Genomic DNA, 24,960 nt, shown 5'->3' with positions numbered 1-24,960 from the left:
CTAGGAGGTGTAGGCCTCCAGTTCGGAGAGCTGGGCGGCGGGCCAGCCGGTGTTGCCGGTGACGGTGAGCCGCAGGTAGCGGGTGCTTGTGGGGGTCAGGGTGATGGTGGCGGTGTTGCCGGTGGCGGGGTTGAGGGTGTAGCCGGCGGAGGCCTTCAGGGTGGTCCAGGTGCTGTTGTCGGTGGAGCCCTGGACGGAGAGGGTCTCGGTGCGGGTGGCCCAGGCGGTGGCGGGGGGCAGTTTGATCACGAGGCGGCCGATGGTCTTCGCGGCGCCGAGGTCGACGGTCAGTGACTGGGGGAAGGCGTTGTTGGTGGATTCCCAGTAGGTGTTGGCGTTGCCGTCGACGGTGTTGCCCGCGGTGTAGACGTCGGCGTGGCCGGTGTCACTGGCCGGACGGCCCAGTGCCAGGTTCCCGTTGGTCGGCGGCGGCGTGGTCGAACCGCCGGTGGTGCCGCCGGTGCTGGTGCCGGGACCGCTGCCGGGCTGCGGCCAGCTGTTGCAGTCGCCCCAGGTGCCGTCCCAACCGCTGTTGCCCGAACCCTTGTTGACGGTGAAGGCGGGCAGGTTGGCCGGGTAGGAGCAGTTGTAGACGCCGGTCGCCCCGGTGCTGGTGGCCGTCACGTTGCTGAACGAGGCCGATCCCGGGGTCTCGGCCTGCACCACCACGGTGCCGGTGCCCGAGGCGGTCGCCCCGCTGACCGTCACCCCGCTGACCTGGTAGCCGTGGCCGCCGCCGGAGACGAACTCGAAGTCGCTGTACGGGCTGTCGATGAAGGTGGTGCTGCTGATCCGGATGTCGTTGCTGATGGCGTAGTCGTAGGAGTCGACCCGCAGCGCGCCCATCGGGTGGCCCCAGTTGGGGTTGAGCGCACCGGTGCGGATCAGGGTGTTGCCGGAGACGGTGACCGTGCCCGAGAGCGGGTTGAAGGGCTGCAGGAAGGCCTGGTTGGAGATCGCGATGCCGCTGCCGAGCGCGTTGGTGTCGGCGATCACGTTGTTGGAGGCGGTGTTGTTGCTGCCGCCGTAGATCGCGATGCCGTTGGCCAGGTTGGGCTGCACGATGGTGTTGCCGGTGAAGGAGTTGCCGGTGTCGGGCGAGCCGAGCGACCACATGGCGAGCGAGTCGTCACCCTGGTTGCGCAGGAAGTTGTTCTTCACGGTGACGTTGTGGGCGCTGCCGTCGAGGTTCAGCCCGTCGGCGGTGGTGCCGACGATGCGGCTGTTCTGCACCACCAGGTTGTCGTTGTTGCCGGTCAGCCACAGGCCGACCTTCTCGCGCTGCACCCACATCCCGGAGACGACCGAGTTCGGGCCGAGGCTGCCGGTGACGAAGTTGTCGGGCGAGTTGTCGTTGCGGACGCTGACGTCGCCGAAGACCGCGAAGTCGTAGAGCTTGGTGTTGCCGCTCGCCGAGCCCTGGTCGATGAAGTGCGAACTGTGCACCACCGAGTACCAGTTGCCGGCGCCGCGCAGGGTGACGCCGTCGGCCGGGATCTGCGAGGTGACCTTGAAGTTCCCCTGCGGGATCCAGACCTCCTTGCCCTGGGACTTGGCGTCGGATATCGCCTGCCGGAAGGCCTGGGTGGAGTCGCCGCTGCCGCCGGCGTCGGCGCCGTCGGCGACCACCGAGACGGAGTTCGCGGGCTGGGTGGCGGCGCCCGCGACCTGCTCGAAGTCGGCCACGTCGACGGTGGCGCTGCCGGTGTCGCCGGCGTCGAGCTGCAGCTTGACCTTGCCGCCCGCGGCCACGTTCTGGCCGAGCAGCAGCCGGGAGTCGTCGAAGTAGTGGTGCGTCTTGGCGCCGGCGATCCAGCCGGTGTCCACGTACGAATACTGCGAGGTGACCGCGAGCTTTCCGCTGATCTTGCTGCCGTTGACGTAGACGGACACCGTGCCCGAGGCGCCGCGCGGCAGGTTCACCGCCACGTCGACGGCGTTGGCGGCCTTGGTGAGCGTGAACTCGACGTACTTGCCCTGCCCACTGAGCGTGACCGCGCGGCGGCCGGACGCCTCGGAGGCGACCGTTGACTGGGTGTAGTCGGGGCCGAGTTGCGAGCCGTTGGTGGCCGCGGCCTCGGCCTCGTACTCGGTGAACGGCACGCTGGCGCCGCCGCTGACGGCGAAGGGTGAGACGGCCTGCGCGGTGGGGGCGGCGCTGGCGGCGGTGGTCAGGGAGAAGGCGAGTCCGCCGGCGGCGAGCGCGGCGGTGGTCGCGGTGGCGATCCAGACCGAGGAGCGACGTCTGATGTCCATGCGGTGGGGGGGTCCCTTCTGACGGGAGTCGCAGGTGTGACGACCGACACCCTAGGGACAGTGACCTGACGCAGCAATATGTCGACCGTGTTTCGCAAAATTTGGATGACTTGCAGAGATTCCGCAAAATCGCCGCAAGAATCTTGCGTCACCTGTACTAGAATCGACGCCATGACACGACGACTTGCCGAGGTGGCAAAGAAGGTCGGGGTGAGCGAGGCCACCGTCAGCCGGGTGCTGAACGGAAAGCCCGGCGTCTCCGACGCTACCCGGGCCGCGGTCCTCACCGCCCTTGACGTGCTCGGATACGAACGGCCCACCCAGCTGCGGGGCGAACGCGCCCGGCTGGTCGGCATGGTCATGCCCGAGCTGCAGAACCCGATCTTCCCTGCTTTCGCGGAGGTGGTCGGTGGCGCGCTGGCACAGCAGGGCTTCACCCCGGTGCTGTGCACCCAGACCGCGGGCGGTGTCTCCGAGGCCGACTACGTGGAGTTGCTGCTCCAGCAACATGTGTCCGGGGTCGTCTTCTTCGGCGGGCTCTACGCCCAGGCCGAATCACCCCACGACCACTACGCACGGCTCGCGGAACGCAACCTGCCCACCGTGCTGATGAACGCCGCCATCGACCATCTCGACTTCCCCCGGGTCTCGTGTGACGACGCGGTGGCGGTGGAGCAGGCGATGAACCATCTGATCTCGCTGGGGCACCAGCGCATCGCCCTGGTGCTCGGCCCGCCCGACCACGTGCCCTCCCGCCGCAAGCTCGCCGCCGCCCGCCGGGTGGACCCCTCGGTGACCGTGGAGCACGCGCTGTTCACCCTTGAGGGCGGCCAGGCGGCCGCCAGCCGGCTGCTGGCGCGCGGCATCACCGCCTTCATCTGCGCCTCCGACCTGCTGGCGCTCGGCACCATCAGGGCCGCCCGCAGGAGGCGCTTGTCGGTGCCCGAGGACGTCTCCGTCATCGGTTACGACGACTCGTCGCTGATGAACTGCACCGAGCCGCCGCTGACCACCGTGCGGCAGCCCATCGAGGCGATGGGACGGGCCGCGGTGGACCTGCTGGCCGGCGAGATCAGCGGTGCCTCGGTCGACCACGACGAGCTGTTCTTCGAACCGGAGTTGGTGGTCCGCGGTTCCACCGGACCGGCCCCGCACCCCGCCCGTATCCCGCATCCGGAGGCCCGTACGAACGCCTAGCGATACCCCGTCAGGCCTTCACTGAGGACCCCCTGAGGGGCTGAGCGCGCAGTTCACCGTGCCGGACGCCGGCGCGGTGCGGCTGCGCGCTCAGCCGTCTCCGCAGCGCGGTCGGCACCCTTGACCGTCGTGACCAAGTCGTGTCTTTGCGAAATTCACGCGACATCTTGCGGACATCTATCGGGTTAAGTACGTTGAGCCAACCCGAGACGGCGGCGCGCACCTGCGCCGGACATCATGTGCATCCATGCGCCGCGGGGGTCCCAGATCGCAGTCCAACGACGCGCAGTGGTTCAGGGGAAGGGTTTGATCATGAGCAGAATCCGCTACCGCAGACTGGTGGCAGTCGCGCTGGTCGCAGGCATCGGATTGACGAGTGCCGCATGCTCCTCCAGCGACGACAAGAAGGACGACAAGGGCAGCAGCAAGTCCAGCAGCTCCAGCGCCGGCACCCCCTTGGACCCGAAGACCAAGGTGACGATCAGCGTCGACTGCATGCCGCCCACGACGAAGAAGCCCGAGCGCAAGCAATGGCTCGACGACATCGCCGAGTTCCACAAGACCTACCCGAACGTGACCATCAACAGCAAGGACACGTTCCCCTGCGAGGACACGGACAAGTTCACCGCCCAGCTCCAGGGCTCGTCCGAGACCAACGTCTTCTACAGCTACGTCACGGACCTCAACCAGGTCCTGGACGCCGGCCAGGCCGCTGACATCACCGACTACGTCAACGACAAGACGGTGCCCAACCTCAAGGACATCGACCCGAACGTCCTGGCGATCCTCAAGGACGACGGCAAGCTGTACGGGCTCCCCACCACGAACTACTCGATGGGCCTGATCTACAACCGCAAGATCTTCAAGGACGCCGGCCTCGACCCCGACAAGCCGCCGACCACCTGGGACGAGATCCGCACCGACGCCAAGGTCATCCAGGACAAGCTCGGCAGCAAGGGCGTCCACGGCTTCTTCGAGTACGGCGCCGGCAACCAGGGCGGCTGGCACCTGACCTCGGCGCTGTACGGCGCGGGCAACAACGTGGTCAGCGACGACGGCAGCAAGGCCGCGTTCAACGGCCCCGAGGCCGCCTCGATCCTGCAGACCATCCATGACATGCGCTGGGTGGACAACAGCATGCCCTCCAGCGCCGGCAAGGCGTGGGGCGAGAGCCAGAAGGCGATGGGCGCGGGCCAGATCGGCATGTACCTCGCCGCTCCCGACGACATCCAGCTGATGGTCCAGCAGTACGGCGCCAACTTCAACGACCTGGGCATGGCGCCGATCCCCGGCGGCAAGACCTCGCTGATGGGCGGCAACGACTACTTCTTCAAGAAGTCGGACAGCCCGGACCAGATCAAGGCCGGTATCGCCTGGATCAACTTCAAGTTCCTGACCCTGAAGAAGGGCCAGTTCAACTACGCGCGCAACAAGACCGACGGCATCCCGGTCGGCCTGCCGCAGCCCTTCTTCTTCACCGGCCAGTCCAAGGCCACCGACACCGCGGACAAGACCCAGTACGCGACCGTCCCGGTGCAGAACTACAAGTCGTACGTCGACGCGCAGGTCCCGGTGAAGGGTGAGCCGCCGAACGCGCAGAAGCTCTACACCGTGCTCGACACCGTGATGTCCGGCGTGCTGAGCAACAAGAACGCCGACGTCAGCAAGCTGCTGTCGTCCGCGGAGACGCAGGCGAACCAGCTGCTGGCCGCCGGCCAGTAACAGCACAGCCCCCCGCGGGGGCCGGTCGGCGACCGGCCCCCGCGGCGCGGCACGGAACTCATGCACCGCTTCCAGCCGAGGAGCCTTCATGGCGGCGACGACCGTCCCCGACAAAACAACCAGGCGCCACGCCGGGCGCGCCGCAGGTCCTAGGGCCCAAGGCGGCCGGGGCGGCCTGAGCCGCAAGCTGAGCCAGAACCTCCAGGCCTACGGGTTCCTCATCGGGGCGATCCTCTGCTTCGGGTTCTTCTCGTGGTACCCGATGGTCCGGGAGTTCATCATGAGCTTCCAGCAGACCAAGCGCGGGGTGACCAGCTGGGTCGGATTCAAGAACATCAAGACGATCTACCACGACCCGTACTTCTGGACGGCGTGGAAGAACACCGGGATGTTCACGCTCTACGCGCTGGTGATCGGTTTCGCGGTGCCGTTCCTCATCGCGATCCTGCTCAACGAACTGCGGCACGCGCGGGCTTACCTGCGCATCCTGGTCTACCTGCCCGTCATGCTCCCGCCGGTGGCGGGCGCCCTGCTTTTCAAGTACTTCTACAACCCCGAATACGGCCTGTTCAACCGCATTCTCAAGATCTTCCACCTGCCGACGTCGCAGTGGCTCGACTCGTCGAACACCGCACTGATCTCGGTGGTCATCGCGGCGACGTGGATGAGCATGGGCAGCGCGACGCTGATCTACCTGGCGGCGCTGCAGAACATCCCCGGTGAGCTGTACGAGGCCGCCGACCTGGACGGCGCGGGGCTGTGGAGCAAGATCTGGCACGTGACGATCCCGCAGACCAAGCTGGTGCTCTCGCTGATGCTGCTGCTGCAGATCGTGGCGACCATGCAGGAGTTCACCAACGTCTTCCTGATGGCCGGCGGAAACGGTCCGGAGAACTCCACCATGACCGTGGTCTACATGGTCTACCAGTACGGCTACCGCTACAACAACTTCGGTGGCGCGGCTGCGCTCGGCCTCTTCCTGCTCCTGGTACTCGCCGGATTCTCCGGTCTGTACGCGCGGCTCAACCGGAACAGCGACTAGGACGGATCACGATCATGGCAGAGTTCTCCTCCCAGAACCGGACGCTGATCTCGTCCGCGACCCTGGCAAGGCCCCGGGGCAGATTCATCTACTGGACCGTGCTGTCCGTCGTACTCGTGGTCTTCACCGTGGTCTTCGTCGGGCCGCTGTACTGGATGGCCACCAGCGGCTTCAAGTCCGTGCACGAGGTGCTGCACAACCCGCCGACGCTGATACCGAAGGATCCCCACCCGTCGAACTACAAGACGGCGTGGACCCAGTTGAAGCTCGCCAAGCTGCTGTGGAACACCTTCTACTACGCCTTCGGCGCGCTGGCCTTCCAGCTGGTCTTCGACGTGGCCGCGGCCTACGCGCTGTCCAAGCTGCGGCCGGTGATGGGCAACATCGTCCTCGGCGGCATGCTCGCCACCTTGATGATCCCCTCGGCCGTGCTGATCATCCCGCAGTACATGACGGTGCTCGACCTGCCGCTGCTGCACGTCAACCTGATCAACCACCCGTGGGCGATCTGGCTGCCCACGGTGGCCAACGGCTTCAACATCTTCCTGCTCAAGCGGTTCTTCGACTCGATCCCCAACGACCTGATGGCCGCGGCGGCCATCGACGGGGCCGGGCCGATGCGCACCCTGCTGTCGATCGTGCTGCCGATGTCCCGGCCGATCCTCGGCGTGGTGTCGATCTTCGCCGTGGTCAACGTCTGGAAGGACTTCCTCTGGCCGATGCTGGTGGAGCCCGACCCGGAGAAGCAGCCGATCAACATCGGTATCAACTCGCTTTCGCAGGGCGTACCGCAGAACGTGCTCATCGCCGCGCTCGCCATCTCCGCGCTGCCCACCCTGCTGATCTTCCTGCTCTTCCAACGCAACATCATGTCCGGCCTGACCGCCGGCAGCCTCAAGGGCTGACCGGCCCGTGCGGCCGCGCAGCCTTCCGTAACGCTCCACCCCACAGCACTCCGCCGCCGGTCCTCATGCCCACATCCCCGCCTCCTGGGGCCGGCGGCGGGGTCCCACCTGCCCGAAAGGACGTTGACGTGGCAGACACCCCTCAGCCCGAGGCCGACGAGAACTGGTGGCGCGGCGCGGTCATCTACCAGGTCTATCCGCGGAGCTTCGCCGACAGCAACGGCGACGGGACCGGTGATCTCGCCGGCGTGCGGTCCCGGCTGCCGTACCTGGCCGAGCTGGGCGTCAACGCTCTGTGGTTCTGCCCGTGGTATCCGTCGCCGATGGCCGACGGCGGTTACGACGTCGCCGACTACCGGGACGTCGAGCCGGTCTTCGGGACGCTCGCCGAGGCCGAGAAGCTGATCTCCGAGGCCCTCGCGCTGGGCATCAGGACGATCATCGACGTCGTGCCGAACCACATATCCGCCGCGCACCCGTGGTTCCGCGAGGCGCTGGCCGCCGGTCCCGGCTCGGCGGCGCGGGAGCGGTTCTGGTTCCGGCCGGGACGCGGCGAGCACGGCGAACTGCCGCCGAACAACTGGCCCTCGCAGTTCGGCGGCCCGGCGTGGACCAGGACCACCGACCCGGACGGCACCCCGGGCGACTGGTTCTTGAACCTCTTCGACTCCGAGCAGCCCGACCTCAACTGGAACCACCCCGAGGTCCGCGCCGAGCACGAGGACATCCTGCGGTTCTGGTTCGACCGGGGGGCCGGCGGCGTTCGCATCGACTCGGCCGCCATGGTCTCCAAGGACCCCGAGCTCCCCGACCTCGTCACAGAACCGGGCGTACCGCACCCGTACATCGACCGGGACGAGCTGCACGGCATCTACCGCGGCTGGCGGCGGATCGCCGACTCCTACCCGGGCGCGCGCATCCTGGTCGGCGAGGTGTGGCTGCCCGACGCGGAGCGCTTCGCGCGGTATCTGCGGCCCGACGAGATGCACACCGCCTTCAACTTCGACTTCCTGGCGTGCCCCTGGGAGCCCGCCAGGCTGCGTACGTCCATCGACACGACGCTCGCCGCGCACGCGCCGGTGAGCGCGCCCGCGACCTGGGTGCTGTGCAACCACGACGTGACGCGTACGGTGACCCGCTACGGGCGGGCCGACACCGGCTTCGACTTCGCCACCAAGGCCTTCGGCATCCCGACCGACCTGGAACTCGGCACCCGGCGGGCCCGGGCCGCGGCCCTGCTCACCCTGGCGCTGCCCGGCTCTGTCTACCTCTACCAGGGCGAGGAGCTGGGGCTCCCCGAGGTCGAGGACATCCCGCTGGACAAGCTGCAGGACCCGATGTACCTGCGGTCCGCGGACACCAACCCGGGGCGGGACGGCTGCCGGGTGCCGCTGCCGTGGGGCGGCTCCGCGAGCCCGTTCGGCTTCAGCCCGCCCGGCGCCGTCGCCGAGCCGTGGCTCCCGCAGCCGGCCGACTGGGCGTCGCGCACCGCGGAGGTCCAGGCCGCCGACCCGGACTCGATGCTGTCGCTCTACCGGGCGGCGCTGGGCCTGCGGCGGGCCGAGGCGGGCCTCGGCGACGGTACGTTCGCCTGGCTGGAGTCCCCGCCGGGCGTGCTGGCCTTCCGCCGCTCCCCCGAGTTCGTGTGCCTGCTGAACCTGGCCGACGAGGACGCGGCGCTGCCCGACCACGCGGAGGTCCTGCTCGCCAGCGGTCCGCTCCCGGACGGCGCCCTCCCGGCCGACACGGCGGTCTGGCTGCGCGCCTAGCCCCCGCCGGGGCGAGCTTTCCCGCGGTACGGGGGTCCCGCGCGCGGGGGTGTCCCCAGCGGCGCCCCCGCAGGCGGGGGCAGTGGGGGCGCCGCGCCCGGGGCCGGGTGTGATCGGGGCGACAGTGATTTCGTCTAGGTGACGATTAGACTGGGGGCGTGCCTCAACTACGACTCGCCCTGAATCAGATCGACGCCCGCGTCGGCGACATTGCCGGGAACGCCGAGTCGGTCGTGCGCTGGACCCGGCATGCGGCCGCGCAGGGAGCCCACCTCGTGGCGTTCCCCGAGATGATGCTCACCGGCTACCCGGTGGAGGACCTGGCCCTGCGGTCGTCGTTCGTCGAGGCGAGCCGCACCGCGCTGGTGGAACTGGCCGGGCGGCTCGCCGACGAGGGGCTCGGCGAGCTGCCGGTCGTCGTCGGCTACCTGGGCCGCAGCAAGGACGCCAGGCCGCGCTTCGGCCAGCCGGCCGGCGCCCCGCAGAACTGCGCGGCGGTGCTGCACCGCGGCAAGGTGGCGCTGCGGTTCGCCAAGCACCACCTCCCCAACTACGGCGTCTTCGACGAGTTCCGCTACTTCGTGCCCGGCGACACCCTGCCGATGATCCGGGTCCGCGGCGTGGACGTGGCCCTGGCGATCTGCGAGGACCTGTGGCAGGACGGCGGCCGGGTGCCCGGCACCTGCGCCGCCGGCGCCGGCCTGCTGCTGTCGGTCAACGCCTCGCCGTACGAGCAGGACAAGGACGACACCCGCCTCGACCTGGTGCGCAAGCGGGCCCAGGAGTCCGGCTGCACGCTGGTGTATCTGGCGATGGTCGGCGCCCAGGACGAGCTGGTCTTCGACGGCGACACCATCGCGGTCACGCAGAGCGGCGAGGTGATCGCCCGGGTGCCGCAGTTCGCCGAGGAGTGCGTCCTGCTGGACCTGGACCTGCCGCCCGCGCCCGCCGAGGTGCCGTCCGGACGGGTGGCCGACGGCCTGGAGATCCACCATGTGACGCTGTCCGAGGAACCGGTGGCCCCCTACACCCCGCAGTTCACCGGTGAGGTCGCCGAGCGCCTTGAGGACACCGCCGAGATCTACGGGGCGCTGGTCACCGGCCTGCGCGCGTACGTCGAGAAGAACGGCTTCCGCTCGGTGCTGATCGGCCTGTCGGGCGGTATCGACTCGGCCCTGGTCGCGGCCATCGCGTGCGACGCGATCGGCGCGTCGAACGTCTACGGCGTCTCGATGCCGTCGGCGTACTCCTCGGACCACTCCAGGGGCGACGCCGCCGAACTGGCCCGCAGGACCGGCCTGAACTTCCGTACGGTCCCCATCGCGCCGATGTTCGACGCGTACATGGAGGCGCTGTCGCCGACCGGGCTCGCGGAGGAGAACCTGCAGTCCCGGCTGCGCGGGGTGACGCTGATGGCGATCTCCAACCAGGAGGGCCACATCGTGCTCGCGCCGGGCAACAAGAGCGAGCTGGCGGTGGGCTATTCGACGCTCTACGGCGACTCGGTGGGGGCCTACGGCCCGATCAAGGACGTCTACAAGACCACCGTCTTCCGGCTGGCCCGCTGGCGGAACGCGATGTCGGCCGGGCGGGGCGAGACCCCGCCGATCCCGGAGAACTCGATCAGCAAGCCGCCGAGCGCCGAACTGCGCCCGGGCCAGGTCGACACCGACTCGCTGCCCGACTACGACGTGCTCGACCGCGTCCTGGAGCTGTACGTGGACCGCGACCAGGGCCGGGAGGCCATCGTCGCCGCCGGCTTCGACGCGGAGCTGGTGACCAGGATCCTCAAGCTCACCGACACCGCCGAGTACAAGCGGCGGCAGTATCCGCCGGGTACGAAGATCTCCGCGAAGGGCTTCGGCAAGGACCGCAGGCTGCCGATCACCAACCGCTGGCGCGAGGGCGAGCAGACCCTCTAGCCTCGCTGTTTCGGTTGGGCTCGGCTGAGCTGGGCTGGGCCTCCTTTTCGGTGGTCGTCGCCGTTTGTGGATGGGTGGGTATGGCTTTGGCCCGACGCTCGGGTCGGGTGCTCCAGGGGTCCTCGGGTCGTGGGCGGACAGCGACTGGTCGTTGGGTCAGGTGGCGGGTCCGGGCAGGGCCGCGAGGCGGGTGAATGCCGTGGTCAGTTCGTGGCGCCAGGGCCAGGTGTCGGCGATCCGCAGGTGGAGGCGTCGCCCTCCGCGGGTGAGGCGGGCGGCTGCGTGGAGCAGGCGGTAGCGGAGTTTCTTCGGCTCGGCTGCGGCCAACTCGCCGTCCAGCAGGAGGGTCTGGGCCCAGGCGAGCAGGTCGATGGCGGTCAGTGCCAGCTCCAGCCACGCCTGATTGATGGCGAAATGGCGGGAGGGGAAGCGGCCGAAGCCGGTGGTCTTGCCGCAGCGGATGCGGTCCTCGACGCGGGCATGCCCGCGGTGGCGGACCTCCAGAAACTGCAGCGGGCCTTCACCGACGGGAGTGTCGGTGAGGAAGGCCTGGTGGCGCATGCCCTCGTCGAGGTCGAACAGCGACAACTGCGCTCCGGGGTGCGGACGCTCGCGCCGGACGATGAGGCGTGTGCCGTCGGGGTGGCCTGTCAGGTCGACCATGCCGGTCAACTCGGCGACCTCGGCGCCGGCCCGCAGGGTGCCGTCCTGCTCCAGAGCCGGGTGCCAGAACCGGTCGGGCAGGGCCCGGACCGCCCGGCGGACCGGTTCGGTGACCGCGTATCCCACGGAGAAGGAGGTGCGGATGCCCCGGTCTTGTAGGGCCCGCAGGTGGGCGAGGAAGGTTTTCGCGCCTCCTGCGCTGTCGGTGCGGACCAGGATCGGGGTGCCGTGGCGATGGGCGTCGGGGATCTGGGCCAGGGCCCGATCCAGGACGGTGATGTGGTCGCTGGCGGTGTTCGCGCCGGCGTTGCCTGGCCGCAGCACGCCGGCCGGGGCTTCGCCGGTGTTGTCCAGGAAGCACAGCAGCGGGTGGTAGCCGAACCCGCGTTTGTAGGTGGGTGCCGCCTCCTCCTTGTCGGAGTGGCAGGTCACCAGGGTGGCGTCGATGTCCAGGACCAGGCCGGGCAGGCCACGTCCACCGGCCCGGGATGCGGGTATGCCGGTCCTTGTCTCGGCGGCCTGGAGCCAGGCGACCTCCCGGGCGGCGGCCCTGGCCGAGCGCAGTCCGGCGAGGGCGGCCGGGTCGCGGGCGGCCAGCAGACGCCAGGCAGTCGCGGTGGAGGCGACCGGGCCGAAGACGCCGGCCTGGTCGCGTAGCAGGGCCAGGTCGCTGATGGCTTCGCCGCCGTCGGCGAGCATCACCGCGACATCGACCGCGATCCTGCCCGGATCGTGCCCGGTGCCACGCGGCCGAAGCCCACGCAGTGTGTCAGTGAAGGCCGCTGTCAGGCCGGTGGCATCGGCGAGGTCGGCCAGCAGCCGGGAACCCGCATGGCTGACCACCCCGCGACCGTCGGCGGACACGACGAGCTTGGGGCGTGACCCGGTAGTCTGCACGCAGAAAGCGCCTTCTCGTTGTGGTGACAGAAGCCCTAGACAAGCCTCATCATCCCAGCTCAGAAGGCACTTTCGCGTTCCCGCTCAAGATCCGGACACCGTGGCAAGCGAAACACGCAGGCTAGTACTACAGGGCTAGATCTTGATCATCTGGTGTCGCAGCCGCTTTCGGAAGTGGTGTCGTCGTGCGTTCGCCTGATGTGCGCGTCGCCAGATCGACCAGCGAAGTCCCTGGTCGATGGCGGTGCGCGCCTGGCCGATCAGGTTGAACAGTCGCCGGACCTCGGCGACGGTCAGGGCCGCGAGCCGCTGGGTTCGCGGTCCGCGGTCATCGCCCAGGTCCGGAGAGCCCCTTTTTGCGGGGTTCGGGCCATCGCGGCCAGGAACGCCAACGCCAGCATGGCCATGGTGATATGGCGATGCCAGGCGTCGTATTTGCGTACCTGGTAGTGGTCCAGCCCGGCCTGCTGCTTGGCCGCCTCGAAGCACTCCTCGACCGGCCAGCGCAATCCGATGACCGCCACCAGTTCCGACAGCGATTCCCCGCGCGGGTTGTAGCAGTGGAAGTAGGCGAGCTCCCCATCCGCGATGGCGCGGCGCACGACGTACTGGTGCCCGTCCCGTCCGGCGATCACGGCCCAGTCGTAAGTGCGGAACCCTTTCGCGCCGATCCCGCAGGCCCGCCGGGAGAAGTCCCCCGGTCGCAGGTGCGATGCCAGGTTGTCCAACCGGGTCGGCGTGTCAGGGTTGGTGGTGATGCCCGCGGTGTCCACGTCGGTGGATTTCGGGACAGCCATGCAGTAGGCGATGCCATCTGCTTCCAGGTACCCGCGCAGGATCCTGTTCTGGCCGAACTCCTCGTCCGCGACGAACCACGAAAACGGCACCCCGGCCGCCACGGCACGGTCGATCATGGCCTGGACCTGCTGCGGACGGGTGCGGAAGGCCACCTCGTCCGGGATCCCTGCCTCCCGGCGGCGTTCGAAGTCGACGGCCCAGGAATCCTTGGGCAGGTAGAGCTCCCGGTCGATCAGTACACGGTCGCCACGACGGTTGGCGTAGGCCAGGAACGTCCCGATCTGGCAATTATCGACCCGTCCGAGTGTGCCGGAATACTGCCGCTGGACCCCGGCGGACTTGCTGCCCTTCTTCGCAAACCCCGTGGGATCGGCGATCAGCACACCCCGGGGATCCGCGAAGCGTTCCATCGCGTAGTCGCGGACCAGGTCCCGCAGCAGATCCGCACTCCACGGAGTGAGGTTCAAGAACCGCTGGAGTGCCTTGGGCTCCTTCTCGCCGGCGAACTCAGCGATGGTCCAGCCGTTCTTGCGCTGCAACGGGGACAGAAGCCCACGCAGATACTGCACGGCGTGCTCCTGGGATTCCGGACGGTAGAAAAACGGCGTTACCCGCTCGCCCAGCGCCGCGAACTCGCGGTCCCAGACGGCTAAATCAGCCGGACCGACGGCGTCCGACGAACGATCTGAATCATGGGGCTGAGTCGTGTCCACAGCCATAGCATTCCACCACCCCATGATCCAGATCTAGCCCTGTAGTACTAGTTAGCCGGCCCAGGCCATCTCGTGAAGCAGGACGCCGGCGATCAGTGCGGTGGCCTCCAGGGCGGACAGTTCGGCGTCCTTGGGCAGGAGCAGAGGGAGGCTGTCGGCCAGCAGCCGTATCGGATACTCGTCGTCGGCCCATGGATCGGGCAGTCGCTCCTGAGCACGGTGGACGCAGCGGGCAGTCTGCGTGGCCAGGCGGCCAGCCTGATGGCATTGTCTGCACCGAGCACTCGAGGCGCCACACGAACAGCAGTGCGCGGGAAGGGTGAAGTTCACTTGCTCGTCTGGAGGGTCTCGCGTAGAAGGTCTGGGCGTTACGGACCAATTTCCAGAGGGGCCAGTGCGTGTTGTGGCGGACCCGGGGGCGTTCCCCACATCAAGAGCCTCGAAGCCCGGCCGGTGGCCTGTGGCACGTCGATGAGGATCGCTCCCAATTCAGGACTTCGAATTTAGTCAGACACCGAATGAGCCCCAGCTGAATTACCTGGGGCTCATGCAATGGAGCGGATGACGGGAATCGAACCCGCGCTCTGAGCTCCGTGTGCTCGTCGTCGCTTTGCTCCTCTTTCCTGCGCACCTCGTGGGGTCCGGCGCACAGCTCGGCTACGGTGACGGCGCTGATTGCGACCTCTGCGGGGAGTTCCGCGGGGTCGATCTACTTACGCAGGATGACGATGTTGGTGTCGGGCAGGCCCACACAGCTGGCGGAGTCTCGCTTCTCGGGTTTCAGCCCCGCAGGGTGGCGATGGCCTTCTCGATGCGCCGTCGGCGCGTCTCGGGCTTCTTCGCGCTCTCGATGGCGTGCACGTGCTCGCGCTTGCGGCCATGGGCAAGGTTGTCGTACGCGGCGCGGGCGACCGGGTCCTCGTCGAGGGCTCGGGCGAAGTCTGGGGGCTCGACGACGACGCGCGGCTCGGTGTCGAGCTCCAGCTCGACCTCGACCTCCTCGCCGATGGCGACACCCGCGGCCTGCCGGTTTGCGTTGCTGAGGCCGAGCAGGTGGCGGCCTCGCAGGATGGCGACCCGGCTCTTCCAGGAATGCCCGTTGACCGTGATCGTCACTGGCGGCCGGGCGCCCCCGCCGAGCGCTGCTACCACCTCGGGTGGAACTTCCAGGCCCCGCATGGGCTCTGGTGGCTCGACGTACGCCCGAAACTTCATGATCTTCCTCCTGTTGTTCTGCCGGCCCACCGCGGTTCCCGCCCGCTCGGCTCCGATAGCGGCTCCCACTTCCCCCACCAGAACCATTGCCGTGTCCGGGACGGCTGCGGCACGCGCCGCGCCGTCCCGGACGGCTGTGAGGCATGAGAGCGGGGCTACTCGGCGTAGGGCTGGTCGGTTCCTTGGGCGCTGTAGCCGAGACTCCAGATGTAGCCTTCCGGGTCGGCGAAGGTGCCGCCGTACCCGCCCCACGGCAGAGCACCGGCGGGCTTGAGGATCGTGGCGCCGGCCTTCTGGGCCTCCGCCATGATCTCGTCGACCCGTGCCTCACTGCGGACGACGTAGGTCAGAACCAGCCCGCTGAAGCCGCTGCCCTCCTGGTCCGTGCCCACCTGGTCGGCCAGGCCTTCGCGGCTGTAGAAGCCGACGGGCGAGGCGCCGTCCGATTCGAAGAACACCGAGATACCGAAGTCGCTCTGGATCCTCCAGCCGAGCCCCTCGGTGTAGAACTGCCTGGCCCGGTCCATGTTCTGGACACCGAGGAGGATCGAGCTGACGTGCGCTTTCATGTCTTACTCCTTGCACTGTAGATGTGTGGGTGCTGGACATCCGGGCCAGGGGCACGAGTGCCACATCGGCGTGTGTTCGCCGGTCAAGCGGTACGACGGGGACGGGAGTCAGGACGGCATGGCGGACTTCAGTGCCGTGGCGCCGGCGTCCACGGCGGTCCCGACGAAGCCGTCGACGGTGGCCGGCCCGACCACCGTGAGCGCCAGGGCGAAGCCGCAGAATCCGCTGGAGTGCGCCTCGGACGCCCGCCGCCGAAGGCGCTGTAGACGCGGCGGGCGGCCTCGGGCCGGCCGCCTCAAGGGTGACGGGCGCGGGGACGTGTTGGCTGCGGTGGAAGCAGTGGTTGCCATGACCATCACGCTAGGGGCTGCGCGGTGGCCGGGGCTTCTCGATTCCTGACCGGTCTTGGGACTTGCTCCGCCATGCACGCAGGCATCCCTTCCACCTTGATCGCCGCCCCCGCATCGCGGGCTGCACCCGCAGCATCGGCATGGTCGGCCGCCACATCCGCCGCCTGGCGCCGGAAGGCCCCGGGCGGCGGCATGCAGGCCAGCTCGGTGAAGCGGGTGGTGAATGTTCCCAGCGACGCGCAGCCGACCGCGAAGCAGACCTCGGTGACGCTGAGGTCACCCCGCCGCAGCAGCGCCGTCGCCCGCTCGATGCGACGCGTCATCAGGTACGCGTACGGCGACTTACCGTAGGCGGCCCGGAACTGCCGACTCAGGTGCCCGGCGGGCATGTTCACATCACGGGCGAGCGCCGCCACGTTCAGCGGCTGTGCGTATTCCCGGTCGATCCGGTCGCGGACGCGGCGCAGTCGCGCGAGAACAGCCAGACGCTGCGCCTGCACGCGTGCCCGCCGCCGTTCCCGCGGGGAGGGCAGGGCAGGTCCGCGTTGACTCTGGTTGGCCTTGGCGTACCGCTGCTACTGGTGCGGTAGCGGTGCGGCGACTCGCGGCTCGGGAGGCATCGGCACCGAGTCCTTGCCCGTGGAGGTGACCGGTGCCCTTAACCTGGTATGAGACGGCAGCCTACGTGGGGCGAAGGGGGAAGAAGATGTCCACTGCACCTGGCGGCGTTCCGCGCTCGTCCAGGTCTGCGGCGACGGCGCATCCGTTGCGGACCATCCGCGACATCCGGGAGTCCCTCCCGGATGACCAGGCCCGGCACTTTGACGCGGAGCTTGCGGACACTGAGCTTGAGGCGCTGCCGGAGATGCTGAGCCGGTGGGTGCGGCTGGCCACCGACGGCTTCGAGGAGTTCCTGCTGTCCCAGCCCTTCGAAGGGCTGGAGTTCGGCGAACGGTCCTACGACGACGACCAGGCGGGCGATCGGTGATCTACCTCCTCGACACTAACCTCGATCTTTCGTGACGGTCCGTCGGGCTGCCCGGTGGGCCGTTTCGGCTTGTCGGGGTGGTGGTGGGCAGACCGATGGTCCGGCTGTCGTGTCGGGTGGGCGCCGGGTTCCACGGTTCCGGAGGGATTCGGGTGCTCGTCGGGATGGGTTGATCTTGCTGGTCAGCCAGGGCTCGGTAGCGCTTGCAGCCGGGTGAAGGCGCTGGTGATCACGTGGGTCCAGGGCCAGTGGCGGGCGAGGCGGAGGATGCGCCGGCGGCCGGTGGTGACCAGGCGGGCGGCGGCGGAGAACAGCCTGAGGCGGAGCTTTTTGGGTTCCCAGCGGCGGGCGGGGCCGGTCAGGGCGAGCATCGGCATCCAGGCGAGGAGGTCAAGTGCGAGCTGGACGATCTCCAGCCACAGCTGGTTGCTGGTGGTGTGGTGCAGGGGGAGGTTGTGCAGGCCGGTGGCACGGGCGGCCCGGATGCGGTCCTCGGCTCGGGCGCGCTGGCGGTGCCGCAGTTCCAGGGCAGCGATCGCGGTGCCGGCGGTGTTGGTGGCGAAACACGTCAGGCGCATGCCGTCGGCGTCGGTGAACCGCAGTTGAGCACCGGGGTGGGGGCCGTTCTTTGCGGACGATCAGCCGCATCCCGGCAGGCCAGCCCTTCAGGACGTCACCGGCCAGCTCGGCGACCCAGGCGCCGTCGCGGACCTGGCCGCCGGGTTCGACCGCCGGGCTCCAAGCCGAGCCCGGGATCTGCAGTACGGCGTGGTGAACGGCGTCGGTGATGGTCATCCCGACGGAATAGGACAGCCACCGGCCCCGTGCGGTGAGCCAGTTCAGGAACTCGTGGGTGCCGCCGGCTGAGTCGGTCCGGATCAGGGTCGAGCGGCCCCGCCGGTGGCGTTTGGGCAGTTGGGCCAGGGCCAGTTTCGTGGTGGTGATGTGGTCGGCGGCGGTATTGCTGCCCGCATTGCCCGGCCGCAGCAGGGCAGCGACCGGTTCCCCGGAACCGGCCGGGCCGTGGTCGACGAACCCGACCAGCGGGTGATGCCCGAAGGTCTTCTTCACGTCGCGGTCGCGTCCTGCTTGTCGGAGTGCGCCAGGACCAGCACCCCGTCGATATCCACGATCACCTGCCCGTCCGCGTCGGGGGCATCGGCGCCGGCCAACGTCCAGACCCGTTCGCGCACTTCGGCCCTGGCCCGGCGGATCGCAGCCAGCGCACGTGGACCCGCCCCGGCCACGGTGTCCACCAGCCTGGAGACGTTGGGATCGGAGGCCACCGGCCCGAACAGGGCGGGTTGGGCACGCAGCATCGCCACATCGGACAGGCAGTCCCCACCCAGCGCGACCGCCATGGCAAGGTCCAGCAGGATCTTGCCCGGGTCGTGCACCGCGCGGGGCTTGCGCCATGGTGCCAGCGCCGCCGACATCGCCGCGTCCAGCCCCGTCTTGCGGACCGTTTCCGCCAGCAGCACCCCACCGGCCTGCGAGACCACTCCGCCCCCGTCGTCCCGCACGCGGACACGCGGATACGACCCGATACGCTTACTCACCTGGAGAGTGCTTCTTTCCCGCGACCGACTGGACCCTAGACAAGTCCCATCGTTGCAGGTCAGCAGCACTCTCCACTTATTTGATCAAAGACCGGACAAGCCCCTCACGAAAGCCCGAGGCTAGTCCTGCTGGTCCTTGGGGAGTTGCAGGCGGGCTGCGACCGGGAGGTGGTCGCTGCCCGTCTTCGGCAGGGTCCAGGAGGACCTGGGCTCGGCGCCCTTGACCATGATCTGGTCGATCCGCGCCATCGGCAGGCCGGCCGGCCAGCTGAATCCCATGCCGTTGCCCGCCGCGCCCTGGGTGGAGCGCATCTGCGAGGTGACCGAGGCCAACGCCCGGTCGTTCATCGTGCCGTTGAGGTCGCCGAGCAGGACGACGCTGTGCAGTGACTCGGACGCGATGGCCTCCCCGAGCGCGTCGGCGGCGCTGTCCCGCTGCCCGGCGGTGAATCCGGCGTCGAACTTCACCCGCACGGACGGCAGATGGGCCACGTAGACCGCGACCTTCCCGTCCGGCGTGCTCACCGCGGCCCGCATCGCCCGGGTCCAGCCCATCTTGATGTCCACCGGATGCACGCCGCTGAGCGGGTACTTGCTCCACAGCCCGACGGTGCCCTGCACCGAGTGGTACGGATACGCCGCCGCGAGATCCCGCGCGTAGCGGGGCGCCTGGCTCTCGGCCAGCTCCTCCAGCGCCACCACGTCGGCCCCGGCCGCCACCACGCCCTCGGCGGTGCCGTCCGGGTCGGGGTTCTCGGCGTTGACGTTGTGGGTCAGTACGGTCAGGTCGCCGCCGGCTGACGACTTGTCGGTGAGCAGCCCGCCGAAGAGGTTCAGCCACACCAGGGTCGGCACCAGCAGTGCGATCAGCGCGGTCGTCGACCGCCGGAGGACCGCGAGCACGAACAGCACCGGCAGCGCCAGGCCGAGCCAGGGCAGGAACGTCTCCAGCAGGCTGCCGAGGTTGCCGATCCGGTTGGGCACGTCGGAGTGGAAGAACAGCAGGCCGGTCAGCAGCAGGCAGCAGCCGGCCAGCACGATGCCGCGCCGCCACATGCCGGCCGGGCGCCACCAGGTCAGGAACCGCCGTACCGCCCGGTCCCGCCCGCTGGACTCGGCCCGCTCCGGCGTACCGTCGCCGCCCGCGGCCGCGTCCGTGCTGCTCTGCGCCTGGGTCATGAGGATCCTCGCTGCCTTGCCGGGTGCTCTGCCGACCATAGGGGATCGGTATGTGAACCGACGGTCCGCGTCCCCGGGTGGGTTCCCCCAGCACCCCCATATCCCCCGCCTCGTGACAAAACAATTACCTGCGGCCGACCCGCTCATGGGCAGGCCCCCGCCGGCCTGCCGCGCGGGGTCAGGCGGGGGCGATGCCGCGCAGGATGAGGTCGACCACCCGCTCGGACAGGCCCTCGTCCAGGGAACCCCCCTGGAAGAAGGCGGTCCGGGTCAGCAGTGGTCCGGTGACGAAGTCGACCAGCAGCTCCATGTCCTCGCCGAGTTCCGGCCGGACCGCCCCGATGGCGATGCCGTGTTCCAGCAGCCGGACGAGCGCGGCACGCCGCTTGGCGATGACGGTCTCGTGGTAACGCCGCCACAGTTCCGGGCTGTTCTGCATCTGCGTCAGCATGTTGCGCAGCATCGCCGAGTCCCGCTTGGCCAGGCCGCGCCGTCGTATCGTCTCCACGGCCACGACCAGGTCGTCACGGAAGGACGTGCCGGGCAGCAGTGGCGGGACGGGGCTGTCGACCTCGGCCATCGCGTCGAGCAGCAGCGCCTCCTTGCTCGCCCAGCGCCGGTAGACCGTGGCCTTGCCGACGCCGGCCTCGCGGGCGATGCCCTCCATCGTCAGGTCGCCGAAGGGCGTGCCGTCGGCGATGAGGCGCAGGACCGTCTCGACGACCTTGCGGCCGACGGCCGCGTCGCGCGGGCGCCCGCGCGGCACGGCCGCCGTATCCGGTGCTCTCACTTCTCGGCACCGGCCATCGTCAGTTCCGCCTCACCGCCGGGTTCGGCGGTGGAGGGGGCGGCCTTGCCGGGCAGGAAGACCAGCACCACGAGCGCGCCGAAGAGGGCGACGGCGCCGGAGGCCGCGGCGGTGACGTGCATGGCGTGGATGAACGCGTCGTCGGCGGGACCGACCAGGCCGCGGCCCTTGGGTCCGAGCTTCGCGGCGACGCCCAGCGTGGCCTCGATCGACTCCCCCGCCGAGTGCCGGGCGGGCGCGGGCAGGCCGCCGAGGTGGCCCTGCACGCCGTTGCGGTAGACGGTGGACATCAGCGAGCCGAGCACCGCGACGCCGATCGCGCCGCCGACCTGCCGGAAGACGTTGTTGACCGCGGAGCCGGAACCGGCCTTCTCGCGCGGCAGCGACGACATGATCATCACGGTGGCGGGCGGCATGACGTGCGCCATGGACGAGCCCATCAGGAAGAACAGCACTTCGAGCACCCAGATCGGGGTGTCGGCGCCGAGCAGCAGGAAGCCTATGAACGACAGGCCGGTCATCGTCATACCGGTCGCGCAGACCGCCCGGGCGCCGAACCGGTCGACCAGCAGCCGGGCCCTGGGCGCGAAGATCATCTGCGCGCCGGCCAGCGGGAGCAGCAGCAGGCCGGACTGCAGGGCGCTGTAGCCGCGGACGGACTGGGTGTAGAAGACGATGAAGAAGGTGACGCCCATCAGCGCGAAGAACACCAGGCCGATGGCGGCGACCGAGGCGGAGAACTGCCGCTTCCTGAAGTACGAGATGTCCAGGGCCGGGTGGTCGCTGCGCTTCTCGTACCAGACGAAGCCGCCCAGCACGAGCAGCCCGCCGAGCGAGGTCACCCACACCTCGGGCCTGGTGAAGTCGCCGGCCTGGCCGCCCTTGATGATGCCGTAGATCAGCAGCACCAGTCCGGCCATCGACAGCAGCACGCCGACCGGGTCGAGCCGGCCGGGCCTGGGGTCCTTGGAGTCCGGTACGAGGATGAACATCGCGACCAGGCCCGCCGCCACGATCGGCACGTTGACCAGGAAGACCGAGCCCCACCAGAAGTGCTGGAGCAGCAGGCCGCCGGTGATCGGCCCGATCGCGATGGCCAGGCCCACGACGCCGGCCCAGATGCCGATCGCCTTCGGCTGCTCCTCGCGCTGGAAGACGTTCATGATGATGGCCAGCGTCGCGGGCATGATGAAGGCGCCGCCGAAGCCCATCAGCCCGCGGAAGGCGATCAGCTCGCCGGCGGACCCGGCCGACGCGGACAGCGCGGAGCCGATGCCGAACACCAGCATCCCGAACAGCAGCACCTTCTTCCGCCCGAGCCGGTCACCCAGCAGCCCCGCGGTGAACAGCAGGCCCGCGAAGACCAGCGTGTAGGAGTTGATCGCCCATTCCAGCTGGCTCTGCGTCGCGCCGAGGCCGGTCGGCTTGGGCTGCGCGATCGTCTTCATCGCCACGTTGAGGATCGAGTTGTCCAGCACCACGACCAGCAGGCTGAACAGAAGCACGGTGAGGATCGCCCAGCGCCGGCGGTGTATCGCCTCGGGGACCGCGAAAGTCGGATTGTCGGCCATGTCCGACAGCGTAGGTCCGATTAACGATACGGGCGCGTCTCGTATCGTAAAGTCCGGGTAAAACCGGGCGGCAGCGGCGGATCGGGACCGGCGGTCGGGGATCGGGGCCACCGGTCAGGAACGAAGAAGCAGGACCGCCCCCCGGCCGGTTAGCCTGCCACCCATGAGGGAGACACGATGAGCGCGGCCACCAGGACGGATCCGGAGCCGGCAGCGCCGGAGGGCGCCGACAGCCACGACATGATCCGCGTGCACGGGGCGCGGGTGAACAACCTCAGGGACGTCAGCGTCGAGATCCCCAAGCGGCGGCTGACGGTCTTCACCGGCGTGTCCGGCTCCGGCAAGAGCTCGCTGGTGTTCGGCACGGTCGCCGCCGAGTCGCAGCGGCTGATCAACGAGACCTACAGCGCCTTCGTGCAGGGCTTCATGCCGTCGCTGGCGCGGCCCGACGTCGACGTGCTCGACGGGCTGACCACCGCGATCGTGGTGGACCAGCAGCGGCTGGGCGCCGACCCGCGCTCCACGGTCGGCACCGCCACCGACGCCAACGCGCTGCTGCGCATCCTCTTCAGCCGGCTCGGGCAGCCGCACATCGGCCCGCCCAGCGCCTACGCCTTCAACGTGCCGTCGGTCAGCGCGAGCGGCGCCATCACCGTCGAACGCGGCGAAAGCAGGGTGGTGAAGGCCACCTTCAACCGCACCGGCGGCATGTGCCCGCGCTGCGAGGGCCGCGGCACCGTCTCGGACATCGACCTGACCCAGCTCTACGACGACACCAAGTCGATCGCCGAGGGCGCGCTGACCATCCCCGGCTGGACCAAGGACAGCTTCTGGACCGTCCGGGTCTACGCCGGGGCCGGCTTCCTCGACCCGGACAAGCCGATCCGCAAGTACACCAAGCGGGAGATGCACGACTTCCTCCACAAGGAGCCAACCAAGGTCAAGGTCGAGGGCGTCAACCTGACCTACGAGGGGCTGATCCCCAAGATCCAGAAGTCGATGCTGTCCAAGGACAAGGACGCGTTGCAGCCGCACATCCGGGCCTTCGTGGAGCGGGCGGTCACCTTCTCCACCTGCCCCGAGTGCGACGGGACCCGGCTCAGCGCCGAGGCCAGGTCGTCACGGATCGGCGAGGTCGGTATCGCCGAGGCGTGCGCGATGCAGATCAGCGACCTCGCGGACTGGGTCCGCGGCCTGGACGAGCCGTCGGTGGCGCCGCTGCTCACCGCGCTGGGCGACAGCCTCGACTCCTTCGTGGAGATCGGCCTGGGCTACCTCTCGCTGGACCGGCCGGCCGGCACGCTGTCCGGCGGCGAGGCGCAGCGCGTCAAGATGGTCCGCCACCTCGGCTCGCCGCTCACCGACGTCACCTACGTCTTCGACGAGCCGACCATCGGGCTGCACCCGCACGACATCCAGCGGATGAACGACCTGCTGCTGCGGCTGCGGGACAAGGGCAACACGGTGCTGGTGGTGGAGCACAAGCCGGAGACGATCGTCATCGCCGACCACGTCGTGGACCTCGGCCCCGGCGCCGGCGCGGACGGCGGCACCGTCTGCTTCGAGGGCACCGTCGAGGGCCTGCGGTCCTCCGGCACCGTCACCGGGCGGCACCTGGACGACCGGGCCGCCCTGAAGAAGTCGGTGCGCGAGCCCGCCGGAGCGCTGGAGATCCGCGGCGCGAGCGCGCACAACCTGCGGGACGTCGACGTCGACATCCCGCTGGGGGTGCTCACCGTCGTCACCGGCGTGGCCGGTTCCGGCAAGAGCTCTCTCGTGCACGGCTCGATCCCCGCCGGCGCCGGCGTCGTGTCGATCGACCAGGCGCCGATCCGCGGTTCGCGGCGCAGCAACCCGGCGACGTACACCGGGCTGCTCGACCCGATCCGCAAGGCCTTCGCGAAGGCCAACGGGGTCAAGCCGGCGCTGTTCAGCGCCAATTCCGAGGGCGCCTGCCCCACCTGCAACGGCGCCGGCGTCGTCTACACCGACCTGGCGATGATGGCCGGCGTGGCGACCGTCTGCGAGGAGTGCGAGGGGCGGCGCTTCCAGGCGTCGGTGCTCGAGTACCGCTTCGGCGGGCGGGACATCAGCGAGGTGCTCGCGATGTCGGTGACCGAGGCGGAGGAGTTCTTCGGCTCCGGCGACGCGCGTACGCCGGCGGCGCACACCGTTCTGACCCGGCTCCGCGACGTCGGCCTCGGCTACCTCAGCCTCGGCCAGCCGCTGACCACGCTGTCCGGCGGCGAGCGCCAGCGCCTGAAGCTGGCGACCCACATGGCGGAGAAGGCCGGCGTCTACGTGCTGGACGAGCCCACCACCGGCCTGCACCTCGCCGACGTCGAACAGCTCCTCGCGCTGCTCGACCGCCTGGTCGACGCCGGCAAGTCCGTCATCGTCGTGGAGCACCACCAGGCGGTGATGGCCCACGCCGACTGGATCATCGACCTCGGCCCGGGCGCCGGCCACGACGGCGGCCGCGTGGTCTTCCAGGGCACCCCCGCGGACCTGACCGCCACGGCGACGACCCTCACCGCCGAACACCTCGCCGCCTACGTCGGCGCCGCCCGGTAGCCAGAGCGCCGCACAGTGGTCCACGGTGTCCCGTACGTCCTCGTCGGTGATGTTGCGGAACGCCCCGCACATCACGACCAGGTCGGCGGGCACGGCACCCTCGTAGAGGCCGGTCAGCGCCGCCTCGCCCTCGATCACCTCGACCGGCGGGACAGCGCGGCCGCGGGCCCGGGTGTGTACCGGCTGCGGCCGCCCCGGGGGGCGGGTCGTGGGGTGAGCCGCGCGGAGGGTGCCGTACCGCACAGCGCTCCTCCCCTTTGCG

At 69.4% G+C, this 24,960-nt stretch carries 19 protein-coding genes and 1 pseudogene; 8 read left to right on the top strand and 12 right to left on the bottom strand.

What is annotated here, in order from left to right; genetic code table 11:
• Entirely contained in the window at positions 1-2,256 is a 2,256-nt protein-coding gene (locus OG702_RS26385) for a galactose-binding domain-containing protein (protein WP_327291419.1), read from the bottom strand.
• A 171-nt stretch (positions 2,257-2,427) separates the two neighbouring features.
• On the opposite strand from OG702_RS26385, the gene OG702_RS26380 reads away from it, so the two are divergent.
• The 6 genes from OG702_RS26380 (at position 2,428) to OG702_RS26355 (ending at position 10,813) form a co-directional block, all read left to right on the top strand.
• Positions 2,428-3,453, top strand: a complete 1,026-nt coding sequence (locus OG702_RS26380) for a LacI family DNA-binding transcriptional regulator (RefSeq protein WP_205042732.1) — start codon at positions 2,428-2,430, stop codon at positions 3,451-3,453.
• 312 nt (positions 3,454-3,765) lie between these two features.
• Positions 3,766-5,175 carry an ABC transporter substrate-binding protein gene (locus OG702_RS26375; RefSeq protein ID WP_327291418.1) on the top strand — a complete coding sequence of 470 codons (1,410 nt, stop codon included), beginning with the start codon at positions 3,766-3,768 and terminating at the stop codon, positions 5,173-5,175.
• A gap of 88 nt (positions 5,176-5,263) precedes the next feature.
• On the top strand, positions 5,264-6,217 hold the full coding sequence (locus OG702_RS26370) for a carbohydrate ABC transporter permease (protein WP_327291417.1): 954 nt from the start codon (positions 5,264-5,266) through the stop codon (positions 6,215-6,217).
• A 14-nt stretch (positions 6,218-6,231) separates the two neighbouring features.
• Positions 6,232-7,122, top strand: a complete 891-nt coding sequence (locus OG702_RS26365; protein ID WP_327291416.1) for a carbohydrate ABC transporter permease — start codon at positions 6,232-6,234, stop codon at positions 7,120-7,122.
• 128 nt (positions 7,123-7,250) lie between these two features.
• Positions 7,251-8,891, top strand: a complete 1,641-nt coding sequence (locus OG702_RS26360; protein WP_327291415.1) for a glycoside hydrolase family 13 protein — start codon at positions 7,251-7,253, stop codon at positions 8,889-8,891.
• Between the two features lie 158 nt (positions 8,892-9,049).
• On the top strand, positions 9,050-10,813 hold the full coding sequence (locus OG702_RS26355) for an NAD+ synthase (protein ID WP_327291414.1): 1,764 nt from the start codon (positions 9,050-9,052) through the stop codon (positions 10,811-10,813).
• 156 nt (positions 10,814-10,969) lie between these two features.
• On the opposite strand, the gene OG702_RS26350 is transcribed toward OG702_RS26355, so the two are convergent.
• The 7 genes from OG702_RS26350 to OG702_RS26320 form a co-directional block, all read right to left on the bottom strand.
• Complete coding sequence (locus OG702_RS26350; RefSeq protein ID WP_327291413.1) at positions 10,970-12,373, bottom strand: IS1380 family transposase; 1,404 nt, start codon at positions 12,371-12,373, stop codon at positions 10,970-10,972.
• Positions 12,374-12,666: 293 nt separating this feature from the next.
• Positions 12,667-13,794, bottom strand: a complete 1,128-nt coding sequence (locus OG702_RS26345; protein WP_327293385.1) for an IS701 family transposase — start codon at positions 13,792-13,794, stop codon at positions 12,667-12,669.
• A gap of 141 nt (positions 13,795-13,935) precedes the next feature.
• Positions 13,936-14,214, bottom strand: a complete 279-nt coding sequence (locus tag OG702_RS35555) for a hypothetical protein (RefSeq protein ID WP_442814549.1) — start codon at positions 14,212-14,214, stop codon at positions 13,936-13,938.
• A gap of 450 nt (positions 14,215-14,664) precedes the next feature.
• Complete coding sequence (locus OG702_RS26335) at positions 14,665-15,099, bottom strand: YdeI/OmpD-associated family protein (protein WP_327291412.1); 435 nt, start codon at positions 15,097-15,099, stop codon at positions 14,665-14,667.
• Positions 15,100-15,254: 155 nt separating this feature from the next.
• Positions 15,255-15,668: a VOC family protein gene (locus OG702_RS26330; protein ID WP_327291411.1), complete on the bottom strand. Its 414-nt coding sequence runs from the start codon at positions 15,666-15,668 to the stop codon at positions 15,255-15,257.
• A 108-nt stretch (positions 15,669-15,776) separates the two neighbouring features.
• Positions 15,777-16,019 carry a hypothetical protein gene (locus OG702_RS26325; protein WP_327291410.1) on the bottom strand — a complete coding sequence of 81 codons (243 nt, stop codon included), beginning with the start codon at positions 16,017-16,019 and terminating at the stop codon, positions 15,777-15,779.
• Positions 16,020-16,024: 5 nt separating this feature from the next.
• Positions 16,025-16,519 carry a helix-turn-helix transcriptional regulator gene (locus OG702_RS26320; RefSeq protein ID WP_327291409.1) on the bottom strand — a complete coding sequence of 165 codons (495 nt, stop codon included), beginning with the start codon at positions 16,517-16,519 and terminating at the stop codon, positions 16,025-16,027.
• A gap of 206 nt (positions 16,520-16,725) precedes the next feature.
• Between OG702_RS26320 and OG702_RS26315 the strand changes: the two genes are divergently transcribed.
• On the top strand, positions 16,726-17,007 hold the full coding sequence (locus OG702_RS26315) for a hypothetical protein (protein ID WP_327291408.1): 282 nt from the start codon (positions 16,726-16,728) through the stop codon (positions 17,005-17,007).
• A 182-nt stretch (positions 17,008-17,189) separates the two neighbouring features.
• On the opposite strand, the pseudogene OG702_RS26310 reads toward OG702_RS26315, so the two are convergent.
• The 4 genes and pseudogenes from OG702_RS26310 to OG702_RS26295 form a co-directional block, all read right to left on the bottom strand.
• Positions 17,190-18,566 (bottom strand): annotated as a pseudogene (locus OG702_RS26310) (IS1380 family transposase).
• A 120-nt stretch (positions 18,567-18,686) separates the two neighbouring features.
• Entirely contained in the window at positions 18,687-19,622 is a 936-nt protein-coding gene (locus OG702_RS26305; protein ID WP_442814736.1) for an endonuclease/exonuclease/phosphatase family protein, read from the bottom strand.
• Between the two features lie 301 nt (positions 19,623-19,923).
• Entirely contained in the window at positions 19,924-20,535 is a 612-nt protein-coding gene (locus tag OG702_RS26300; protein ID WP_327291406.1) for a TetR/AcrR family transcriptional regulator, read from the bottom strand.
• Positions 20,532-22,124, bottom strand: coding sequence for an MFS transporter (locus tag OG702_RS26295; protein WP_327291405.1), 1,593 nt, complete (start codon positions 22,122-22,124; stop codon positions 20,532-20,534). The genes OG702_RS26300 and OG702_RS26295 overlap by 4 nt, the downstream gene beginning before the upstream one ends.
• Positions 22,125-22,301: 177 nt before the next feature.
• On the opposite strand from OG702_RS26295, the gene OG702_RS26290 reads away from it, so the two are divergent.
• Positions 22,302-24,698: an excinuclease ABC subunit UvrA gene (locus OG702_RS26290; RefSeq protein ID WP_327291404.1), complete on the top strand. Its 2,397-nt coding sequence runs from the start codon at positions 22,302-22,304 to the stop codon at positions 24,696-24,698.
• The last annotated feature ends 262 nt before the right edge of the window (positions 24,699-24,960 follow it).

Source organism: Streptomyces sp. NBC_01198 (genome assembly GCF_036010485.1).
Classification (GTDB): domain Bacteria; phylum Actinomycetota; class Actinomycetes; order Streptomycetales; family Streptomycetaceae; genus Actinacidiphila.
Note: the sequence above shows the minus strand (reverse complement) of the source record. Positions and strands in the feature narration are given on the sequence as shown.